Here is a 17,659-nt window from a genome sequence, read left to right as displayed (position 1 = left end):
TGCCTAAATCCAACCCCAGTCAACAGCCACCAATAACACGATAGCCGCAAATATGCCTGCCAAAACATCGTCCAACATGATGCCCAACCCGCCCTTTACACTTTGGTCTATCCATCTAATAGGCCATGGCTTGAGTATGTCGAATATTCTGAACAATACAAAACCCAGCACCAGCGCTTGCCATGTCGATGGAGCCAGCCACATCGTGATCAAATAACCTGCAACTTCATCCCAGACTATGCCGCCGAAGTCATGTTCACCCAGTTTTTCCGCCGCCCGGCCGCATATGCTTATACCGGAAATAATCACAATTAGCGTCAACAAGCTATAAACAACGATATCGGCCTGCGCAAACAGCCAATATACAGGTACGGCCGCCAGGGTACCCAAGGTACCGGGGGCTTTTTTCGACAGACCTGAACCAAAACCGAAAGCTAGAAATAAAACCGGATCCGACAGGATCTGTTTCGGCGTCAGTTTGTTTTTACCGAGTTGCGTATTAAGAAAAATGCTCAAAACCTTTTACCTGTAATGATTGAATGTTACCCGATTTGTTAAGTCGCAACCCGGGCTGAGACTCAATCACGCCAATTTTCCTGCAATCGATAGGCAGCAGCCCTGCTTTATCGGGTGATACGGAAAAGCACAATTCATAGTCATCCCCGGCACAAAGAGGCATCTGCCAGTCACCGGTATCGCTTATGTAGTCCAGTACGGCTGACGACAGTGGCAAGTCGTCCCAATTCAGGCAGGCACCCACATTGCTTTGCTCCAGAATATGCCCCAAATCCCCGGCCAAACCATCCGATAAGTCAATGCAGGCATTGGCTATGCCAATTAAGGACTGGCCGGCTACACAAGCAGGATCGGGCTTATTGAACCGCTTTAAAGCCGCATCGGGATTTGCGCAGTTATAGCCCTGCCTTATTTTCAACCCCAGCCCAGCATCACCCAGGCAACCGGTCATATAGATGAAATCGCCCGGCCTGGCCATTGAACGCGTTAAAGCCTGCCCGCGCGGCACCAGTCCCATGGCCTGCACGGTCAGCGTCAATGGGCCGGACGTCGTATCGCCACCGATCAGATCCACTGAATAGCGCTCAGCCAGTGCCAAAAAACCCGTGGCAAAAGCCGCCAGCCAATCCTCATCAACTCTCGGCAGGGTCAGCGCCAGCATCACGGAGACAGGTTTGGCCCCCATGCTGGCCAGATCACTCAAATTAACAGCCAGCAATTTATGTCCGAGCTGTTCGGGATCGGTTCCGGCAAAGAAATGCACATTTTCGACCATTGTGTCGGTCGTTACGGCCAACTCATAACCTTCAGGAATGGCCAGCAATGCGCAATCATCGCCAACTCCCAAACGCGTAGTCGGATTTTGTACAAGCTGGCTAGTAAAGAACCGCCGAATCAGGGCAAATTCCGAAACCGGCATTACGGCTGTTTACCTTCCGATCTGGTTTTAATTTCAAGCGCTCTTTGCTTCTGAGCCACTTTATCGAGGATGCCGTTAACGTATCTATGGCTGCCATCGGCGCCAAAATCCTTAGCGAGATTAATACCTTCATTCAAAACGACCCGATATGGCATATCCAGTCGATGCATCAGTTCGTAAACGCCGATGCGCAAGATGGCTCTTTCGACCGGATCGATCTTATCGACCGGACGGTCGACAAATTCGGACAAAGCCTGATCAATGGCGGCCAGATTTTTGGGAATGCCGTAAAACAGCTCGGTGAAATAGCTTTTTTGGGCATTTTTCAGCCGATCTTCCTCCAGGAACTGACGCTCGATTTCGCTGAGATTCTGCCCCGTCATCTGCCATTGATACAATGCCTGAACAGCACTTCTACGGGCATTGGTACGCGCTTGACTCATCAGACTTCCAGATTCTTGAACAGGCTTACCATCTCGATTGCCGACATGGCGGCTTCCGCGCCTTTATTGCCGGCTTTCGTACCCGCACGCTCTATCGCCTGCTCTATCGTATCGACAGTCAGCACGCCAAAGCTGACCGGCACATCGTATTGCAGCGAGACATTGGCCAGCCCCTTGACGCACTCGCCGGCTACATATTCAAAATGCGGCGTACCGCCCCGGATCACTGCGCCTATGGCAATAATCGCATCGTATTTCTTGGCTGCCGCTACACGCTGAACAACCATAGGCAGTTCAAACGCGCCGGGCGCCTTGACCAGATCAATATCGGCCTTAGCCGCACCATGGCGCACCAGCGCATCAATAGCACCGGCTTCCAGCTGCTCGACGATAAAACTGTTAAAACGGGATGCCACGATACAGAATTTGCCGTCCTGGGCCGATAAATTTCCTTCATAAGTCTTTATTGCCGACATTTTTCTTCTCAATTTAAATTGCTAATATTGTTTTCTGAAACGATACCCTCACCGGTATCGACACCGACATGCTCGGCCACTTCCAGATCAAATCCGGACAACCCGACATATCTTTTTTGAGTCCCTAACACTTTCAATTTGCGCACACCGAGGTCCGCCAATATCCGCGAACCGGTGCCCGTTGTCCGCCAGTCCATTGCTTCTACAACCTGCGCGGAGTTGGAAATGCCGTGATCTTCCAATTGATAATGATGAATCAACTCCACCAGGGATTTATTGTCTTCGCTCTGCCTGATGACCACCAGAACGCCGCGACCTTCCTCGGCTATTTTTTGCAAGGCTTCACGGATTGAAACGCTGCCGCCGCTACGCTTGGAGGCAAATAAATCATCGAGCAAATTGCGCGCATGAACTCGGACCAAAACCGGCTCATCGCCTGAGATCTGTCCCATCACCAGCGCCAGATGCAGATTGTTGTCATTGCGATCCTGATAAGCGTAAAGCCTGAAATCGCCGAATTCCGTTGGCAGGGCGCACTCGCTGATGCGCTCCAGGGTATTTTCGTGCTGGATACGATAATGGATCAAATCCGCAATGGTGCCGATCTTCAGGTTGTGCTGCTGCGCAAAGACTTCCAGATCCGGCCGCCTGGCCATCGAGCCGTCTTCATTAAGAATCTCGACGATAACGGCCGCAGGCTCCACACCGGCCAGGCGCGCCAGATCACAGCCCGCTTCGGTATGCCCGGCCCGATTCAATACACCGCCGGGCTTGGCCATTAACGGAAAAATATGGCCGGGCTGCACCAGATCTTCGGCTTTCGCATCGGCGGCAACGGCGGCTTGCACGGTACGCGCCCGGTCAGCTGCCGAAATGCCCGTTGTCACGCCCGTTGCCGCTTCGATAGAGACCGTGAAATTGGTCGAGTGCGCGGTTTTATTTTCATTGACCATCAGCGGCAGGCGTAACTGCTGGCAGCGTTCACTGGTCAAAGTCAGGCAAATCAGGCCACGCCCATAGCGGGCCATGAAATTGATGTCTTCGGGACGCGTAAATGCCGCCGCCATGAGCAGATCGCCTTCATTCTCGCGATCCTCATCGTCCATGATGACGACCATCTTGCCCTGACGCAGGTCTTCTATGATTTCTTCAATCGTATTCACTGATGCCCCTAGCCCAAAAAGCCTGCTTGTTGCAATAAAGCCTCTGTTACGCCACCCTGGGCACTAGACGCCGCATCACCTTTCATCAAGCGCTCCATATAGCGCGCCAGCAAATCGACTTCCAGATTGACCCGGGTTCCGGCCACCGCCTCACCCAGCGTCGTCTCCTTCAGCGTGTGCGGCACGATATTGACGCTGAACGTGGCGCCGTCCACGTCGTTGACGGTCAGGCTGATACCGTTGATACAGATAGAGCCTTTCTCGGCAATATATTTGGCCAGGTTATCGGGCGCTTTGAATTTAAACCGGAAAGAGCGTCCGTCCGGTTTTTTTTCCATGACTGTACCGATACCATCGACGTGTCCGCTGACGATATGCCCGCCCATGCGCGTAGAAGGCGTCAGGGCCAGCTCCAGATTCACCGAGGTGCCGACAGCGGCATCGCCTAACAAGGTCCTGGATAACGTTTCGTTGGACACATCGGCACAAAAATAATCCTTGCCCAGCTCGACAGCCGTCAAACAGACACCGTTAACGGCGATGCTGTCGCCCAGCGCGACGTCGTCAAGCGGCAATTTACCGGTGCTGATCTTGAACCGGCAATCGCCGGCCCGATGTTCGATGGCCGCTATTTTTCCGATGGCCAGTATGATGCCTGTAAACATGGAAATACCCCTGATTACTGCGATGTAAGTGTTAATTTTAAATCCGGGCCTACGTGTCTGACATCGCGCAAATGAAAACTCTTCTTGTCGCTCATCTGCCGCATGCCTGGCACTGTAAATAACCCTCGGCCTTGATCGCCCAGAACACAGGGCGCCATATAAACGATCCATTCGTCGACCAGGTTTTCGGCCAGCAAAGCCCCATTCAAAATGGCGCCCGCTTCTACCAATACCTCATTGACCTGCTGCCCAGCCAGAAAATTCAGGACCGCCTGCAGATCAAGCCGCCCCTGGTGACCGGGCAAACCGTAAACTTCGAAACCGGCTTGCTGCAACTGCTGCCACCGTTGTTCGTCCTGCGAGCAGGTTAAAATCAAACTGCGCCCCGACAGGTTCGTCATCTGCGCCGTCACCGACATCTTCAACTGTGAGTCCAGCACGACTCTGACAGGCTGCACGACTTCATCGTCCATGCGCGCGTTCAGCGCAGGATCATCAGCCAGAACGGTATTGATTCCGGTCAGGATCGCCGAACTCTGCGCCCTTAACTTATGCACATCGGCCCTGGCCTCGGCGGAAGTAATCCACTTGCTTTCGCCCGACGCCATGGCGGTCCGGCCATCCAGACTCATCGCCAGCTTGCTGCGCACAAAAGGGCGATTCTCGGTCATTCTTTTGATAAAACCACGGTTCAATGCCCGCGCATCCTGCTCCAATACGCCGCAACAGACTTCGATGCCGGCAGCTTTCAGCATCTCGAGTCCTTGGCCTGCTACGAGAGGATTTGGATCCTGCATGGCTGCCACAACCCGACTGACGCCGGCCTTTATCAGCGCGTCGCAGCAAGGCGGCGTTTTGCCGTGATGGCTACAGGGTTCCAATGTCACATAAGCGGTTGCGCCTCTGGCATCGGCCACGGTTTTTAAGGCTTCGACTTCTGCATGCCCCTGGCCGGCTTTAACATGCCAGCCTTCGCCTATGACAACATTATCTTTGACTAAAACGCAGCCGACGCGCGGATTCGGATCGGTCGTATAAAGCCCTCTTTTAGCCAGACTGATAGCTCTCGCCATATAAATGGCGTCCTGCTGTGTTGACCGTACCATTTATTTTTTCTGTAGATGCTCAATCATGTCGGTGAATTCACTGACATCCTGAAAACTGCGATAAACCGAGGCAAAACGCACAAAAGCGACATGATCGAGCACGCTCAGTTCTTTCATGACTTTCTCGCCCAGCTCCTGCGCCGATATTTCCCGCTCGCCCTTGGCCATCAGCTCTCTTTTTATGCGATTGATGGCCGCCTCGATATCATCGCTGCCGACTGGGCGTTTTTCCAGTGCCCGCAACATGCCCGACCGCAACTTGTTTTCCTCGAACGGCTCGCGAATGCCATTGCGCTTCACAATGCGGGGCAGCGTTAATTCGGCCGCCTCATAGGTCGTGAATCTTTCCTTACAGGCGATACATTCGCGTCGACGACGAACCTGATCGCCTTCATTCGCCAACCGGGAATCAATAACGCGCGTATCTTGTGCCCCGCAGAACGGACATCGCATAACTTAAGCCACTATTTTTGTGCGCCGGAAATCCAGCCTTCAAATTCAAAATTGCCAATTTTATAACACAATGCCCTGTCTCCGTATTTTATTTTCTGATATACCAGCCATCCTGCTTTAAATAATGATCGCGGGTGTATATAGTGCCATGTCTCAAACAACAATCACGACTCCGCTAAGATGAAAGAACAGGAAGGCGTCATCAAGTACCGGCTTAGCCACACGCAACAACCGATCACGCCTGCGTTGTCATTAACCGAGATCAATGCCTGGCGCACAGTGCTTTTCCGGCTCGGCCTTATCGGGCAACGCGCCGATAAATATGACAACCTCGGATTCGGCAATATCAGCCAGCGCCTGAAACCCGGCAGCAGTCAATTCATTATCAGCGGCACCCAGACCGGACATATCGAGCACTTAAAGCCTGAGCATTATTGTCTCATCACTGAAGCGGAACCTGAAAAAAACCGGATACAGTCGCTCGGGCTATGCCAACCTTCTTCCGAATCGCTGACACATGCCAGCGTCTATGCTCAAAGCCCTGCCATACAAGCTGTCATACACGTACACAGCCCTGAAATCTGGCGCCACACCGAAGCACTCAATCTGCCTCATACCTTGGCCGACATTCCTTACGGCACGGTTGAAATGGCGTTGGCTGTCGAGCAATTATTCCAATCAGGTAACTTGCGGCAGATTTCGCTATTTACCATGCTCGGCCATGAAGACGGCGTGGTGACGTTCGGCGGCACCTTACAGTCAGCGGCGCAGGAACTGATTAACCATTTATCATTGGCACTCGGCATTGAACAGTAATCCAATAATGAATAGAATAGCATTCTATATTAGCCATTATTAATAAAGATATGCCTGAAATACTGATTTACACATCCACTCTTTGCCCTTACTGCGTTATGGCCAAGCGGCTGCTCGACAAAAAAGGCGCCCACTATACTGAGCTCAATGTCGATAAGCAGCCTGGACTGAGAGAAGAAATGATGCGCAAAACCCAGCGGCGGACCGTGCCTCAAATTTATATCGGCGATTATCATGTCGGCGGGTTTGATGATCTTTACACGCTGGAGCAGCAAAAGAAACTGGATGCCTTACTGTCAGACGCATCTTAAGAACAACATTTTCTCGCGTTAAATGCTGTCATTTGTAAAATATTCGTTCAGCAACGAAAAAAGCCATTTTTTTCAGACATTCCTACAAACACGAGGCGTACGATGGATCACTACAAACTGGTTTTACCCGAACATCTGAATCATTACGGCTATTTATTCGGCGGCAATCTGCTGCATTGGATTGATGAAATTGGCTATATCGCAGCCAATCTTCAGTTTCCTGGCCATGAGTTTGTCACGATTGGACTTGATAATGTGGTGTTTAAACAGAGCATCAAGCTCGGTTCCATCCTGAAGTTTGACACTAACCTGACCAGGCTTGGCAAGACATCCGCAACTTACAATGTCAAAGTGTCGTGCGAAGACCGCGATACCGGCAGCATTGCCCAGGTTTTTGAAACCAATATCACATTCGTCAGCATTGACAAGACCGGCAATAAAAAGCCGATCAATGAGAACGATGCTGACCTGCAAGATCTTCAACAAGGGACTATCATCCCCTGATCCGTTACAGGTTCATGCAACGGATCAGGACTTATTCGGCCTCGTATCTGAATACGGCCTTTCTTGCCTAGCTTTCCAGACCTCTTAACAGGTCGTTTTTAATATCATCAATATTTTCGAGGCCTACGGAAACCCGAACCAGTCCATCCTTAATACCGGCCGCGGCGCGAACTTCCGGCGCCAACCGGCCATGAGTGGTCGAGGCCGGATGCGTGATGGTGGTCTTGACATCGCCCAGATTGGCGGTAATCGACAGCATTTTGGTGGAATCGATCAACCGCCAGGCCTGCTCCTTGCCGCCGTTCAGTTCAAAACTGACTACAGCGCCGAAGTGCGCCTGCTGGCGCCTGGCCAATTCATGCTGAGCATGGGATGTCAGGCCGGGATAGTGAACTTTGGCGACGCCCGGCTGCTGCTCCAGCCATTTGGCCAGTTCGAAAGCGCTGTCGCAGTGCGCTTTCATTCTGACAGCCAGCGTTTCCAGGCCCGATAAAAATACCCAGGCGTTGAACGGGCTCATGGTCGAGCCGCCCGTGCGCAGATAGGGATAGATATGCTTCTCGATCAGTTCCTCGCTGGCCACGACGGCGCCGCCGACGCAGCGCCCCTGTCCGTCTATGTATTTGGTTGCCGAATGCACAACAATATCGGCGCCCAATGCCAGAGGTTTTTGCAGCACCGGCGTACAGAAAACATTGTCGACAACCAGCAAACAGCCGTGGTTATGCGCGATTGCGGCGATGCGTTCGATATCGGCGATTTCGATCAGCGGATTGGATGGCGTTTCCAGGAATAGAAAGCGTGTATTTGGTTTGATGGCCGATTCCCAAGCCGCCAGATCGGTCAGTTCCACGAAATCGGTCTCGACGCCAAACTTGCCGAAATAATTCTGGAACATCAGCACGGTATTGCCGAAGACGCTACGCGAACAGACGACATGATCGCCGGCTTTCAACAAGCCCATGCCGACCGCCATGATGGCCGCCATACCCGACGCAAAAGCCAGACAACGCTCGCCTTTCTCCATCAGCGCAAGCCGTTCCTGAAAGGCATTGACGGTCGGATTCGTGAAACGCGAATAGATATTGCCGGCCTTTTGGCCGGTAAAGCGCAAAGCCGCTTCTTCGGCGCTGTCGAAGACATAACTGGACGTGGCGAAAATCGGCATGCTGTGCTCATCTTCATGAGTCCGCCTGTGCCCTGCTCTTATGGCCTGAGTTTCCAGAGAATATTCGTTCCAGTTAATGTCTTTCATCGTTTTTTAATTTATTAAGAAGAAAAAAGAGATCTCGATCAATGAGCGTTCCGCACCTTGTTGTGCCTCAACCGCAATTCTGCATTTCGATAATAAAATTCTGCGAATTGCGTTCTGCCTGCGCACTATCGTTACGCTGAGCTTCAATGCGCTCCAGATAGGCCTCATCGATATCGCCGGTAATGTATTCATTGCTGAAACATGAAGTGTCGAAATGCTTGATGTTCGGATTTCCTTTGCGGACGGCATCGATCAAATCGCCTAAATCCTGATAAATCATGCGGTCGGCCCCGATCGCTGCGCATACCTCTTCCTCGGAACGATTATGCGCGATCAGTTCGTGAGCGGCCGGCATATCGATGCCGTAAACATTCGGATAGCGAACAGGCGGCGCCGCGGACGCAAAATAAACTTTTCTGGCGCCGGCATCCCGGGCCATCTGGATAATCTGCTCGGAAGTCGTGCCCCTGACGACCGAATCGTCAACCAGCAATACATTCTTGCCTTCGAACTCCAGACCTATGGCGTTTAACTTTTGCCTGACCGATTTTTGCCGCATCTTCTGACCGGGCATGATAAAAGTCCGGCCGATATAGCGGTTTTTCATGAAGCCTTCGCGGAACTTGACGCCGAGCACATTGGCCATCTGCAAAGCGGCCGTGCGACTGGTATCGGGAATCGGGATGACGACATCAATATCATGATCCGGCCATTCGCGCAGCACTTTTGCAGCCAGTTTCTCGCCCATACGCAAACGGGCCTTATAGACGGAGATATCATCAATGATGGAATCAGGACGGGCGAAATACACATACTCAAAAATACAAGGACAGTGATCGACCGTATCGGCACACTGTTTAGTGTGCAATACGCCTGACTCCTCGATAAATACGGCTTCGCCGGGCTCAAGGTCTCTGATCAGTTCAAAGCCGAGTACATCCAATGCCACACTTTCCGAAGCAATCATGAATTCCGACCCCTGGTCAGACTTCCTTTCACCAAACACCACAGGCCGGATACCATGCGGGTCCCTGAAGCCCAGAACCCCAAACCCGGCAATCATAATTACAACCGCATAAGCGCCTCGGCAGCGCCGGTGTACGCCCGATACGGCCGCAAACACATCATCCACGCTTAATTGCAATTTACCCAATGTTTGTAACTCATGGGCAAAAACATTTAGCAGAACCTCGGAATCGGAGTCGGTATTAATATGGCGCTGGTCTTCGACAAACAAGGCTTTTTTCAACTCTTCGGTGTTAGTCAGATTGCCATTATGCGCCAGCGTCAAACCGAAAGGAGAGTTCACGTAGAAAGGCTGAGCTTCGGCGGAACTGGTACAGCCGGCCGTAGGATAACGTACATGGGCAATGCCCATATTGCCCCTTAGTCTCATCATCTGGTCATTGTTAAAAACATCCCGCGCCAGCCCGTTCTCTTTGCGCAAATGCAGTCGCCCTTTCTCACAAGTGACGATTCCTGCGGCATCCTGGCCTCGATGTTGCAAAACTGTTAAGGCATCATATAATTCCTGATTAACAGCTTGATGTGAAACGATAGCAGCAATACCACACATTCTTTTTTAACCTGATCCTTACAAATATTAATGATAATTAATATAACCTGCCACACCTGACGGGTTATGATCCCGCAGCCAAAGCGCGAGCGATTGAAAAGGTGGAATAAATTGAGATTCTTTCCACCAGGAATCTTCCGGCAACGATGTCAGCCCTGCCAGCATGATCATGACCGCGACAACAACCAACCCTCGGACAAAGCCAAAAATCATGCCGAGAAATCGATCGCTAACGGTTAATCCGTTATTATTAACTGATTCTTCTCCCAATAAAAAGCTGATCAGGGCACCGAGAATCAGCGTGATCACCAACAGGCATACAAACGATACGGCGATTCTGGCTAACGGGTAGCTGATAGCCGGCCCCAGAAAACGCGAAAACTCACGACTGAAATTCAAGCCCACCCAGACTGCCAAAACCCAGAACACTAATGAAAACGCTTCCTTGCCAAAACCGCGTATCAAGCCTATGACCAGATAAATAAAAACGAGGCCAATAATGACAAAGTCCACCCAGATCATACGCCTGCCCGCTTTATCTGCGTTTCAGTCAGTCTCACTCTGAGACCAGAATGGACTTGATCTTATTTTGCTTATTCAATTTTTCCTGCATGGCTATAGCGCGTTTTTGATCCAGCTCGGGACCGACTTTGAGGCGGTATAAAGTTTTTCCGTTAACCTGAGCAGTTTCCAGTGACACGGGAAAACCTTGTTTACGTAATTCAGTCCACAGTGTCGTGGCGTTTTCTTCGCGACTGAAACTTCCCGCACGTATGTACCAGCGCGTCAGACCAACACCTGATTTCGCAGGCGCGGCTTTTTGCGGTTCAGCGGGTTTATTTGTTTCTATCGGTTTTTCATGGACTGTCTCTCCATGCATTGATTTTGCGGCAACCGTTTTTGACTCTCTCACAGGCTTCTTAGCCACAACCGGCGCTTTAGCATCGACTGGTTTCTCGTGATGCGTTTTCTCCGGCATGACTTGGGGACCGGCTTCTATCGGTTCCTCGACCACTTGCGCGGCCTCTTCTACGATTCCAAACTCCTGCGCGCCTTCAGCATCCGCAGGGCCAGGATAATTCAGTTCTTCCTGACTCAATTCAGCCTGGGCAATTTCTGTTTCATTGAGAGGTCTGTCAGGATAAGCAGCATTCTCAGCGCTTGAAGATTCATCCTTCGCTGGATTCAGAACCTGCTCGGCATTAGCGGGCAATCTATCCGCATTTTCTTCGACAATCGGCGCCTCGGGAATAATCAATTCGCTGACGACTTGACCGCTATTATCGACAGGATCATCAAACAGCATAGGAATAAAAATGGCAGCCAGCGCCGTTACAACTACCGCACCGATTAATCGTTGTTTTAACTCTTGATCCATTTTATCAACTCACCTTTTTTCAAATTCAGCCAGGCAATCAGATACCAGAAAAAACGATCCAAAAACCAGCAGCAGATCGCCTTCCTGGGACTGGTTTTTTGCAGCAGCGAATGCGTCGGAAAAACCGTTAAAACCGAAAAATACATTAGACACTGAACTTTGCGCGAAAATCTCACGCATAAGCGTTTCCGTAGCCGCACGGGGATTGGCTAAAGGCGCAAAAAACCAGTCAAAGACCACCGGATGCATGATTTCAATCACACCGGCGATGTCTTTATCTTTCATCATTGAAAAAACGGCATGTATGCGCCTGCCGGGAAACGTCGCGGCCACATAATCAGCCAGCGTTCTTACCGCCTGAGGGTTGTGACCCACATCCAGCAGCACTGGAATTTGGTCATCGATCAATTGGAACCGGCCGGCTAATTGGACTTTCTCCAGCCCGTGCCGAATTGATGCTTCACTGACAGGTAAAATTTCAGCCATTTCGGCTACTGCCAAGATAACCGATGACGCATTACGAAACTGATGCTCGCCTTTTAAGCCCGGTTCGGGTAATTGGGTCAGTTGCCGGTCGCCTGCAAACCAGTCCCACCCCGTTGCCTGTTTTTTATAGCCAAAATCCTTGCCCAGGCAATAGAGCCGCGCCTGCTCGTCGGCAGCGACCTGCACCAAGGATGCCGGCGGCTCGGGGTCACCGACTATAGCGGGCGTAGCGACCCGGAAAATGCCGGCTTTTTCCCTGCCGATAGCTTCGCGGGTTTCGCCGAGCCAATCGACATGATCAATACAGATACTCGTTATCAGAGCCACGTTGGGATTGATAATATTGACTGCATCCAGACGTCCGCCCAGGCCGACTTCGAGCAATTGGATATCCAACTCCGAACGCCGGAATATATCCAGCGCCGCCAGGGTGCCAAATTCAAAATAACTTAACGAGATATCGCCGCGAACCGATTCGATCCTGGAAAAAGCCTCACAAATCAACTCATCCGATATCGGTTTACCGTCTATCTTGATTCTTTCGTTATACTTCAGAATGTGCGGAGAAGTATACGCACCGACGCGATAGCCCTGGGCTCTGTAGATGGCTTCAAGATAAGCGATACACGAGCCTTTGCCGTTAGTGCCAGCAACTGTAATGGTCGGAGGTTTAACTCCATCGGGATTAAGGGCATGAAAAACCCGTGCTGCCCGTTCCAATCCCAAGTCTATTGTCAGCGGATGTAAGCTTTCTTGCCAGGTCAGCCAGCCTTGTAACGAATCAAAATGCATCATTAACTGATAATGCCTGAATACTGATAGGCATAAGGGAATTACGCGTCCAGCTCGGATTGGGGGCTATCGGCAAATTCTTCGGTTTCGGCAATGGCTGCTACCGATTCAATCGGGGCAAATACGTCTACTACTGACTCGATCAGTGCTTCTGTTTCTGTCTCTACCCTGCCTGCCATCAGCATGGATAAAATGCTGGCTATTTTATCGCGCATCTCACGTCTGTCTATGATCATGTCGATAGCGCCATGTTCCTGTAAAAACTCACTGCGCTGAAAACCTTCGGGCAATTTCTCGCGGACGGTCTGCTCTATGACGCGAGGCCCCGCGAAACCGATCAGCGCCTTGGGTTCGGCCACGTTAATATCGCCCAGCATGGCTAGACTGGCCGACACACCGCCCATAGTGGGATCGGTCATAAAGGAAATGTAAGGAATGCCGGCTTCGGACAATTTCGTTAATGCGGCGCTGGTTTTTGCCATCTGGAATAATGAAAATAATGATTCCTGCATGCGCGCCCCGCCGCTGGCTGTAAAGACTACAAAAGGCGCACCCAGCGCAAGACTCGTATTGATGCCGCGGACAAATCGCTCGCCGACAACAGAGCCCATCGAGCCGCCCATGAAATTGAAGTCGAAGGCCGCAACAACAATGTCCTTGCCCTTCAGCTTGCCTTTCATGACCACCATCGCGTCGCTTTCCTTGGTTTGTTTTTGCGCTTGCGCAATCCGGTCCTTGTATTTCTTGCTGTCTTTGAACTTTAGAGGATCGGTAGGCTTCACATTCTTGCCGATTTCTTCACGCCCTTCCTCATCCAGAAACATATTCAGGCGCGCTCTGGCCGAAATGCGCAAATGATGTTCGCATTTCGGACAGACACTGAAGTTTCTCTCCAGCTCAATATTGTAAAGAATCGCATTACAACTGGGGCACTTGTTCCACAAGCCTTCCGGCACGGAATTTCTTTTGTTCGACCCGTTTATTCTGATTGTCGAAGGAACTAATTTCTTAAACCAACTCATTACTATACGCTCCGTAGCGCTTCATCATATGCTTACAACGGTAAACCGGCTCGTGGTAAACCATTACATCCGGTTATAAGCAACCGGATGTAATTGCGTTCTATACTATGCCTCAACTGTCCATTGCCTGACGCATGGCTGACAATAATTCAACAATTTCATGTTTAGCCCGTTCGGGTTCATGTAGATTCGCTTCAATTTTACTGATCAACGTACTGCCGATGACCACGCCGTCACCTATCCCCGCGATAGTCTTGGCTGTTTCAGCATCCTTGACGCCGAAACCGATACCGACCGGCAAACGGGTATTCGCCCTTATCTGCTTCAGCTTGTTTTCAACATCGGCCGTATTCAGATGGCCTGCGCCGGTGACGCCTTTCAGGGAAACATAGTAAAGATATCCGCTGCCCAGGGCGTCCATTTTTCTGATGCGCTCATCGCTGCTGTTCGGCGCCAGCAGGAAAATCGGATCGATGCCGCGCGCCTTGAGCAGGCCCATGCATTCCTCGCCTTCCTCGGGCGGCAGATCGACCGTCAATACGCCGTCAATCTGGGCCTGTTGCGCGGCATTGGCGAAAGCCTCATAACCCATGGCTTCAATAGGATTTAAATAACCCATCAATACCAAAGGTGTGTGTGTATCGGTTTTTCTGAATTCCTCAGCCAGGGCTAAAGTCTTGCGCAGGCTCATTTTCTGCACCAGCGCGCGCTCGCTGGCCCGCTGGATAACAGGCCCATCGGCCATCGGATCAGAAAATGGAACGCCCAGCTCGATAACATCGGCGCCGGCCTTAACCATCGCGTGCATCATAGGCACAGTAAAGTCAGGATGCGGGTCGCCGGCCGTGATAAACGGAATCAAAGCCTTGCGGCCGGCTTTAGAGAGTTCTTCAAATTTAGCGGCTAATCGGCTCACAGTGCTATGCCCTCGCGTTGTGCCATCGTATGCATGTCTTTATCACCGCGACCGGACAGATTCACAATGATGATTTCGTCCTTTTTCATGGTCGGGGCCAGTTTCATGGTATAGGCCATGGCATGGCTGGACTCCAGTGCCGGAATAATGCCTTCCATGCGTGTCAGGGCATGAAACCCTTCCAAAGCCTCATTATCGGTAATATTGACGTACTGCGCCCGGCCGGTATCCTTGAGCCATGCATGCTCCGGACCTACGCCCGGATAATCCAGACCCGCCGAAATCGAATGCGTTTCGATGATTTCGCCGTCGTCATCTTCCATCAGATACGTGCGGTTGCCATGTAAAACGCCCGGACGTCCCGCGCATAACGGTGCGGAATGGCGGCCTGTTTCGATGCCGTCACCGGCCGCTTCAACACCGTACATTTTGACCGAAGCATCATCGATAAACGGGTAGAACAGACCGATGGCATTGGAGCCGCCACCGACGCAGGCGACCAGCGCATCGGGCAGGCGTCCGGTCATTTCCTGGCATTGCTGCTTGGCTTCGCGGCCGATAATGGCCTGGAAATCCCTGACCATGGCCGGATAAGGATGCGGACCTGCTACGGTGCCGATAATGTAAAAAGTATTGTCGACGTTGGTAACCCAATCCCGGAGGGCTTCGTTCAGTGCATCCTTGAGGGTTTTTGAACCGGACTCGACCGCGACGACTTTAGCGCCCAGGAGCTTCATGCGGTAAACGTTCAATGCCTGACGCGCCACGTCGACAGCGCCCATGTAGACCACGCACTCGAGCCCCAGCCGTGCCGCGACCGTTGCTGTCGCAACACCATGCTGGCCGGCACCGGTCTCGGCGATGATGCGCGTCTTGCCCATGCGTTTGGCCAGCAATGCCTGACCGATTGTATTGTTGACCTTATGCGCACCGGTATGATTGAGGTCTTCGCGCTTCAAATAGATTTGCGCGCCGCCCAGCTCGCGGCTCCAGCGTTCTGCATGATACAAAGGCGAAGGACGGCCGACATAATATTTTAAATCGGCATCCAGCTCGGCAATGAAATCCGGGTCTGTTAAATACTGCTGATAGGCTGCATTTAATTCCTGAATAGGTGGTATTAATGTTTCTGCTACAAACATTCCGCCGTAGGGGCCGAAATGTCCCCGCTCATCGGGCATATTATATTTTTTTGTCATGTTATTAACTTTTGTCACCCTCATTAACTGCTCTTAAAAATGCCGCCATTTTCAGCGCATCCTTAATCCCTTTCTCCGCCTCCACGCCACTGCTGACATCGAGCGCATACGGCCTTACCGCCTGTACAGCCTGCTTTGCATTTTCCGCAGCCAGTCCGCCTGCCAGCACGATCGGCAAGGCGCACTGCCGCGGAATCAAATCCCAGTCAAACCGACTGCCCGTTCCGCCTTTGGCATCCGGATGCCAGGCATCCAGAAGCAATCCCGCCGCATCGTGATAGTGCTGCGTCAGAGCCGGGATATTGACGCCTTGCTGCATGCTGACCGCTTTCATATAGCGTTTACCATAAATCCGACAAGCCTCGGCTGGCTCATCGCCATGAAACTGGAGGCAATCGACCGGCACCCGTTCCAGAACCTCACGTATCCTCGCTTCCTGTTCATCGACAAACAAAGCCACAACGGAGACGAATGCCGGCAAGGCATTGACGATTTTAACAGCCTGCTCGATATCAACATTTCTTGGACTGGGTGGATAGAAAACCAGGCCAATCGCGTCCACGCTCAATTGAGCGGCACAAACGGCATCTTCAACACGGGTAAAGCCGCAAATTTTAACGCGAGTTCGCATAAAGTGATATGAGAATTTGTTCAAAAAACCAGCCGACTAGAATAACATAAAACCGAGCTGGTGGCGCCTGCAATATATAAAAAATTCGTTATTAAACAATCGCGAGTCCAATAAAAAAGGCTGACATAAGCCAGCCTTATGTTTGATGACGCAGAATAGGATCAATGCGTGTGAGTGTGGGTATGGCCATCGGATGCATGCTTATGATCGTGCGCATGGTTGTCTGTCGCATGCTCTTGATCGTGCGTATGGCCGGCCACTGCCTCTTCGTGATGATGCACAGGGGTATCTGCCGCATACTCATGATCGAGCGCATGACTGCTTCCCGTATGCTCAGAAGCGGGCGCTGGGCTATCTTCCGAATCCCCCTGACCATGCTTATGGCCATGATCATGATCATCCTCAGCATCCTGCTGACCATGCATGTGACCATCTTTCGGCTGTGTGACAGCTTCAACGCCCACGCCGTACTTATAAACCATCAGTCCGCCCAGATCGGAGCCCAATACTATCAAGCTACAAAGCAATGCAGTCAAAGTCAGAAAAAGACCATTTGCCACGCCCTGAATCAAACCTCTGCTTGCAATGCGCCAAATCGAAAGCAGAACAGCAATGACCAGCGCAGCAATGCCAATCTGTTCAAGACGCTCCATAATATCATGCACATTTTCCCCATGCGCTACAGAATCAGCGGCCATAAAGCCGGAAATCACTGCAAACACAGTGGCGACAGTGCCAAAATAAAGAAGCCAACTAGCGGCAGTGCGCCATTGCGCTTTTTTTGCCAGCGTGCCAACTAAATCCAAAGCAAAAAATGCCGATAAAAATGCGATAGGAAAATGCACCAACAGCGGATGAATATTATGCAAGCCCGCCAAGCCAGGCATAAGGACTGAAAAAATATCTGTCGGCTCTTTGCTTAAAAGCCCTTCGATAAAACTGAGAAAGCCAGCCACACTATTCGCAACGCCGCCGCCATGGTCGCCACCGCCATGAACCTGGAAAGATAAAAAGTTACTCACATCAATCATA

Annotated in this window: 21 protein-coding genes; 3 read left to right on the top strand and 18 right to left on the bottom strand. The window is 51.4% G+C overall.

The genetic code is table 11. From position 1 onward, the window contains the following. Positions 1 to 3: 3 nt before the first annotated feature. From METLU_RS0102755 to nrdR, 8 genes are read right to left on the bottom strand one after another with little or no spacing between them, the layout of a single operon-like run. Positions 4 to 516, bottom strand: a complete 513-nt coding sequence (locus METLU_RS0102755; protein WP_027156894.1) for a phosphatidylglycerophosphatase A family protein — start codon at positions 514 to 516, stop codon at positions 4 to 6. Then, complete coding sequence (gene thiL / locus METLU_RS0102750) at positions 500 to 1,435, bottom strand: thiamine-phosphate kinase (RefSeq protein WP_027156893.1); 936 nt, start codon at positions 1,433 to 1,435, stop codon at positions 500 to 502. The genes METLU_RS0102755 and thiL overlap by 17 nt, the downstream gene beginning before the upstream one ends. After that, positions 1,435 to 1,878 (bottom strand): transcription antitermination factor NusB, encoded by a 444-nt coding sequence (nusB, locus tag METLU_RS0102745; protein WP_027156892.1) that lies wholly within the window; start codon positions 1,876 to 1,878, stop codon positions 1,435 to 1,437. The genes thiL and nusB overlap by 1 nt, the downstream gene beginning before the upstream one ends. Then, positions 1,878 to 2,354, bottom strand: coding sequence for a 6,7-dimethyl-8-ribityllumazine synthase (ribH, locus tag METLU_RS0102740; protein ID WP_027156891.1), 477 nt, complete (start codon positions 2,352 to 2,354; stop codon positions 1,878 to 1,880). The genes nusB and ribH overlap by 1 nt, the downstream gene beginning before the upstream one ends. A gap of 8 nt (positions 2,355 to 2,362) precedes the next feature. Further along, positions 2,363 to 3,517 (bottom strand): bifunctional 3,4-dihydroxy-2-butanone-4-phosphate synthase/GTP cyclohydrolase II, encoded by a 1,155-nt coding sequence (ribBA, locus tag METLU_RS24340; protein ID WP_051299747.1) that lies wholly within the window; start codon positions 3,515 to 3,517, stop codon positions 2,363 to 2,365. 8 nt (positions 3,518 to 3,525) lie between these two features. Beyond that, positions 3,526 to 4,182 carry a riboflavin synthase gene (locus tag METLU_RS0102730; RefSeq protein WP_027156890.1) on the bottom strand — a complete coding sequence of 219 codons (657 nt, stop codon included), beginning with the start codon at positions 4,180 to 4,182 and terminating at the stop codon, positions 3,526 to 3,528. Positions 4,183 to 4,196: 14 nt separating this feature from the next. Then, the gene (gene ribD, locus METLU_RS0102725; RefSeq protein WP_027156889.1) at positions 4,197 to 5,288 is read right to left on the bottom strand and encodes a bifunctional diaminohydroxyphosphoribosylaminopyrimidine deaminase/5-amino-6-(5-phosphoribosylamino)uracil reductase RibD; all 1,092 of its coding nucleotides are present in this window, start codon (positions 5,286 to 5,288) and stop codon (positions 4,197 to 4,199) included. Further along, positions 5,289 to 5,741, bottom strand: a complete 453-nt coding sequence (gene nrdR, locus METLU_RS0102720) for a transcriptional regulator NrdR (RefSeq protein ID WP_027156888.1) — start codon at positions 5,739 to 5,741, stop codon at positions 5,289 to 5,291. Between the two features lie 180 nt (positions 5,742 to 5,921). Here nrdR and METLU_RS0102715 point away from each other — a divergent pair, with 180 nt between their 5' ends. The 3 genes from METLU_RS0102715 to METLU_RS0102705 all read left to right on the top strand — a co-directional run bounded on the left by METLU_RS0102715 (position 5,922) and on the right by METLU_RS0102705 (position 7,372). After that, complete coding sequence (locus METLU_RS0102715; RefSeq protein ID WP_027156887.1) at positions 5,922 to 6,557, top strand: class II aldolase/adducin family protein; 636 nt, start codon at positions 5,922 to 5,924, stop codon at positions 6,555 to 6,557. A gap of 50 nt (positions 6,558 to 6,607) precedes the next feature. Next, entirely contained in the window at positions 6,608 to 6,868 is a 261-nt protein-coding gene (gene grxC, locus METLU_RS0102710) for a glutaredoxin 3 (protein WP_027156886.1), read from the top strand. A 102-nt stretch (positions 6,869 to 6,970) separates the two neighbouring features. Then, a complete protein-coding gene (locus METLU_RS0102705; protein ID WP_027156885.1) occupies positions 6,971 to 7,372 on the top strand; it encodes an acyl-CoA thioesterase in 402 nt (133 codons plus the stop codon). A 67-nt stretch (positions 7,373 to 7,439) separates the two neighbouring features. On the opposite strand, the gene METLU_RS0102700 is transcribed toward METLU_RS0102705, so the two are convergent. The 10 genes from METLU_RS0102700 to METLU_RS0102655 form a co-directional block, all read right to left on the bottom strand. Further along, entirely contained in the window at positions 7,440 to 8,627 is a 1,188-nt protein-coding gene (locus METLU_RS0102700) for an O-succinylhomoserine sulfhydrylase (RefSeq protein WP_027156884.1), read from the bottom strand. A gap of 67 nt (positions 8,628 to 8,694) precedes the next feature. Next, positions 8,695 to 10,203 (bottom strand): amidophosphoribosyltransferase, encoded by a 1,509-nt coding sequence (purF, locus tag METLU_RS0102695; RefSeq protein WP_027156883.1) that lies wholly within the window; start codon positions 10,201 to 10,203, stop codon positions 8,695 to 8,697. Between the two features lie 27 nt (positions 10,204 to 10,230). Beyond that, positions 10,231 to 10,725, bottom strand: a complete 495-nt coding sequence (locus tag METLU_RS0102690; RefSeq protein WP_027156882.1) for a CvpA family protein — start codon at positions 10,723 to 10,725, stop codon at positions 10,231 to 10,233. A 34-nt stretch (positions 10,726 to 10,759) separates the two neighbouring features. Next, positions 10,760 to 11,581, bottom strand: a complete 822-nt coding sequence (locus tag METLU_RS0102685; protein ID WP_027156881.1) for an SPOR domain-containing protein — start codon at positions 11,579 to 11,581, stop codon at positions 10,760 to 10,762. 9 nt (positions 11,582 to 11,590) lie between these two features. Further along, positions 11,591 to 12,862, bottom strand: a complete 1,272-nt coding sequence (folC, locus tag METLU_RS0102680) for a bifunctional tetrahydrofolate synthase/dihydrofolate synthase (protein ID WP_027156880.1) — start codon at positions 12,860 to 12,862, stop codon at positions 11,591 to 11,593. 38 nt (positions 12,863 to 12,900) lie between these two features. Continuing rightward, positions 12,901 to 13,887: an acetyl-CoA carboxylase, carboxyltransferase subunit beta gene (gene accD, locus METLU_RS24335; RefSeq protein ID WP_231383688.1), complete on the bottom strand. Its 987-nt coding sequence runs from the start codon at positions 13,885 to 13,887 to the stop codon at positions 12,901 to 12,903. A 106-nt stretch (positions 13,888 to 13,993) separates the two neighbouring features. Next, positions 13,994 to 14,797 (bottom strand): tryptophan synthase subunit alpha, encoded by an 804-nt coding sequence (gene trpA / locus METLU_RS0102670; RefSeq protein ID WP_027156879.1) that lies wholly within the window; start codon positions 14,795 to 14,797, stop codon positions 13,994 to 13,996. Next, positions 14,794 to 15,996, bottom strand: a complete 1,203-nt coding sequence (trpB, locus tag METLU_RS0102665; protein WP_027156878.1) for a tryptophan synthase subunit beta — start codon at positions 15,994 to 15,996, stop codon at positions 14,794 to 14,796. Before trpB ends, trpA begins: the two co-directional genes overlap by 4 nt. Before the next feature lie 4 nt (positions 15,997 to 16,000). Beyond that, entirely contained in the window at positions 16,001 to 16,627 is a 627-nt protein-coding gene (locus tag METLU_RS0102660; RefSeq protein ID WP_027156877.1) for a phosphoribosylanthranilate isomerase, read from the bottom strand. 161 nt (positions 16,628 to 16,788) lie between these two features. Beyond that, the gene (locus METLU_RS0102655) at positions 16,789 to 17,658 is read right to left on the bottom strand and encodes a DUF2231 domain-containing protein (RefSeq protein ID WP_027156876.1); all 870 of its coding nucleotides are present in this window, start codon (positions 17,656 to 17,658) and stop codon (positions 16,789 to 16,791) included. Position 17,659 lies beyond the last annotated feature (1 nt).

Origin of the sequence: Methylobacter luteus IMV-B-3098 (assembly GCF_000427625.1) — a bacterium.
GTDB lineage: Bacteria > Pseudomonadota > Gammaproteobacteria > Methylococcales > Methylomonadaceae > Methylobacter > Methylobacter luteus.
This window is presented reverse-complemented; position numbering and strand designations above follow the sequence as displayed.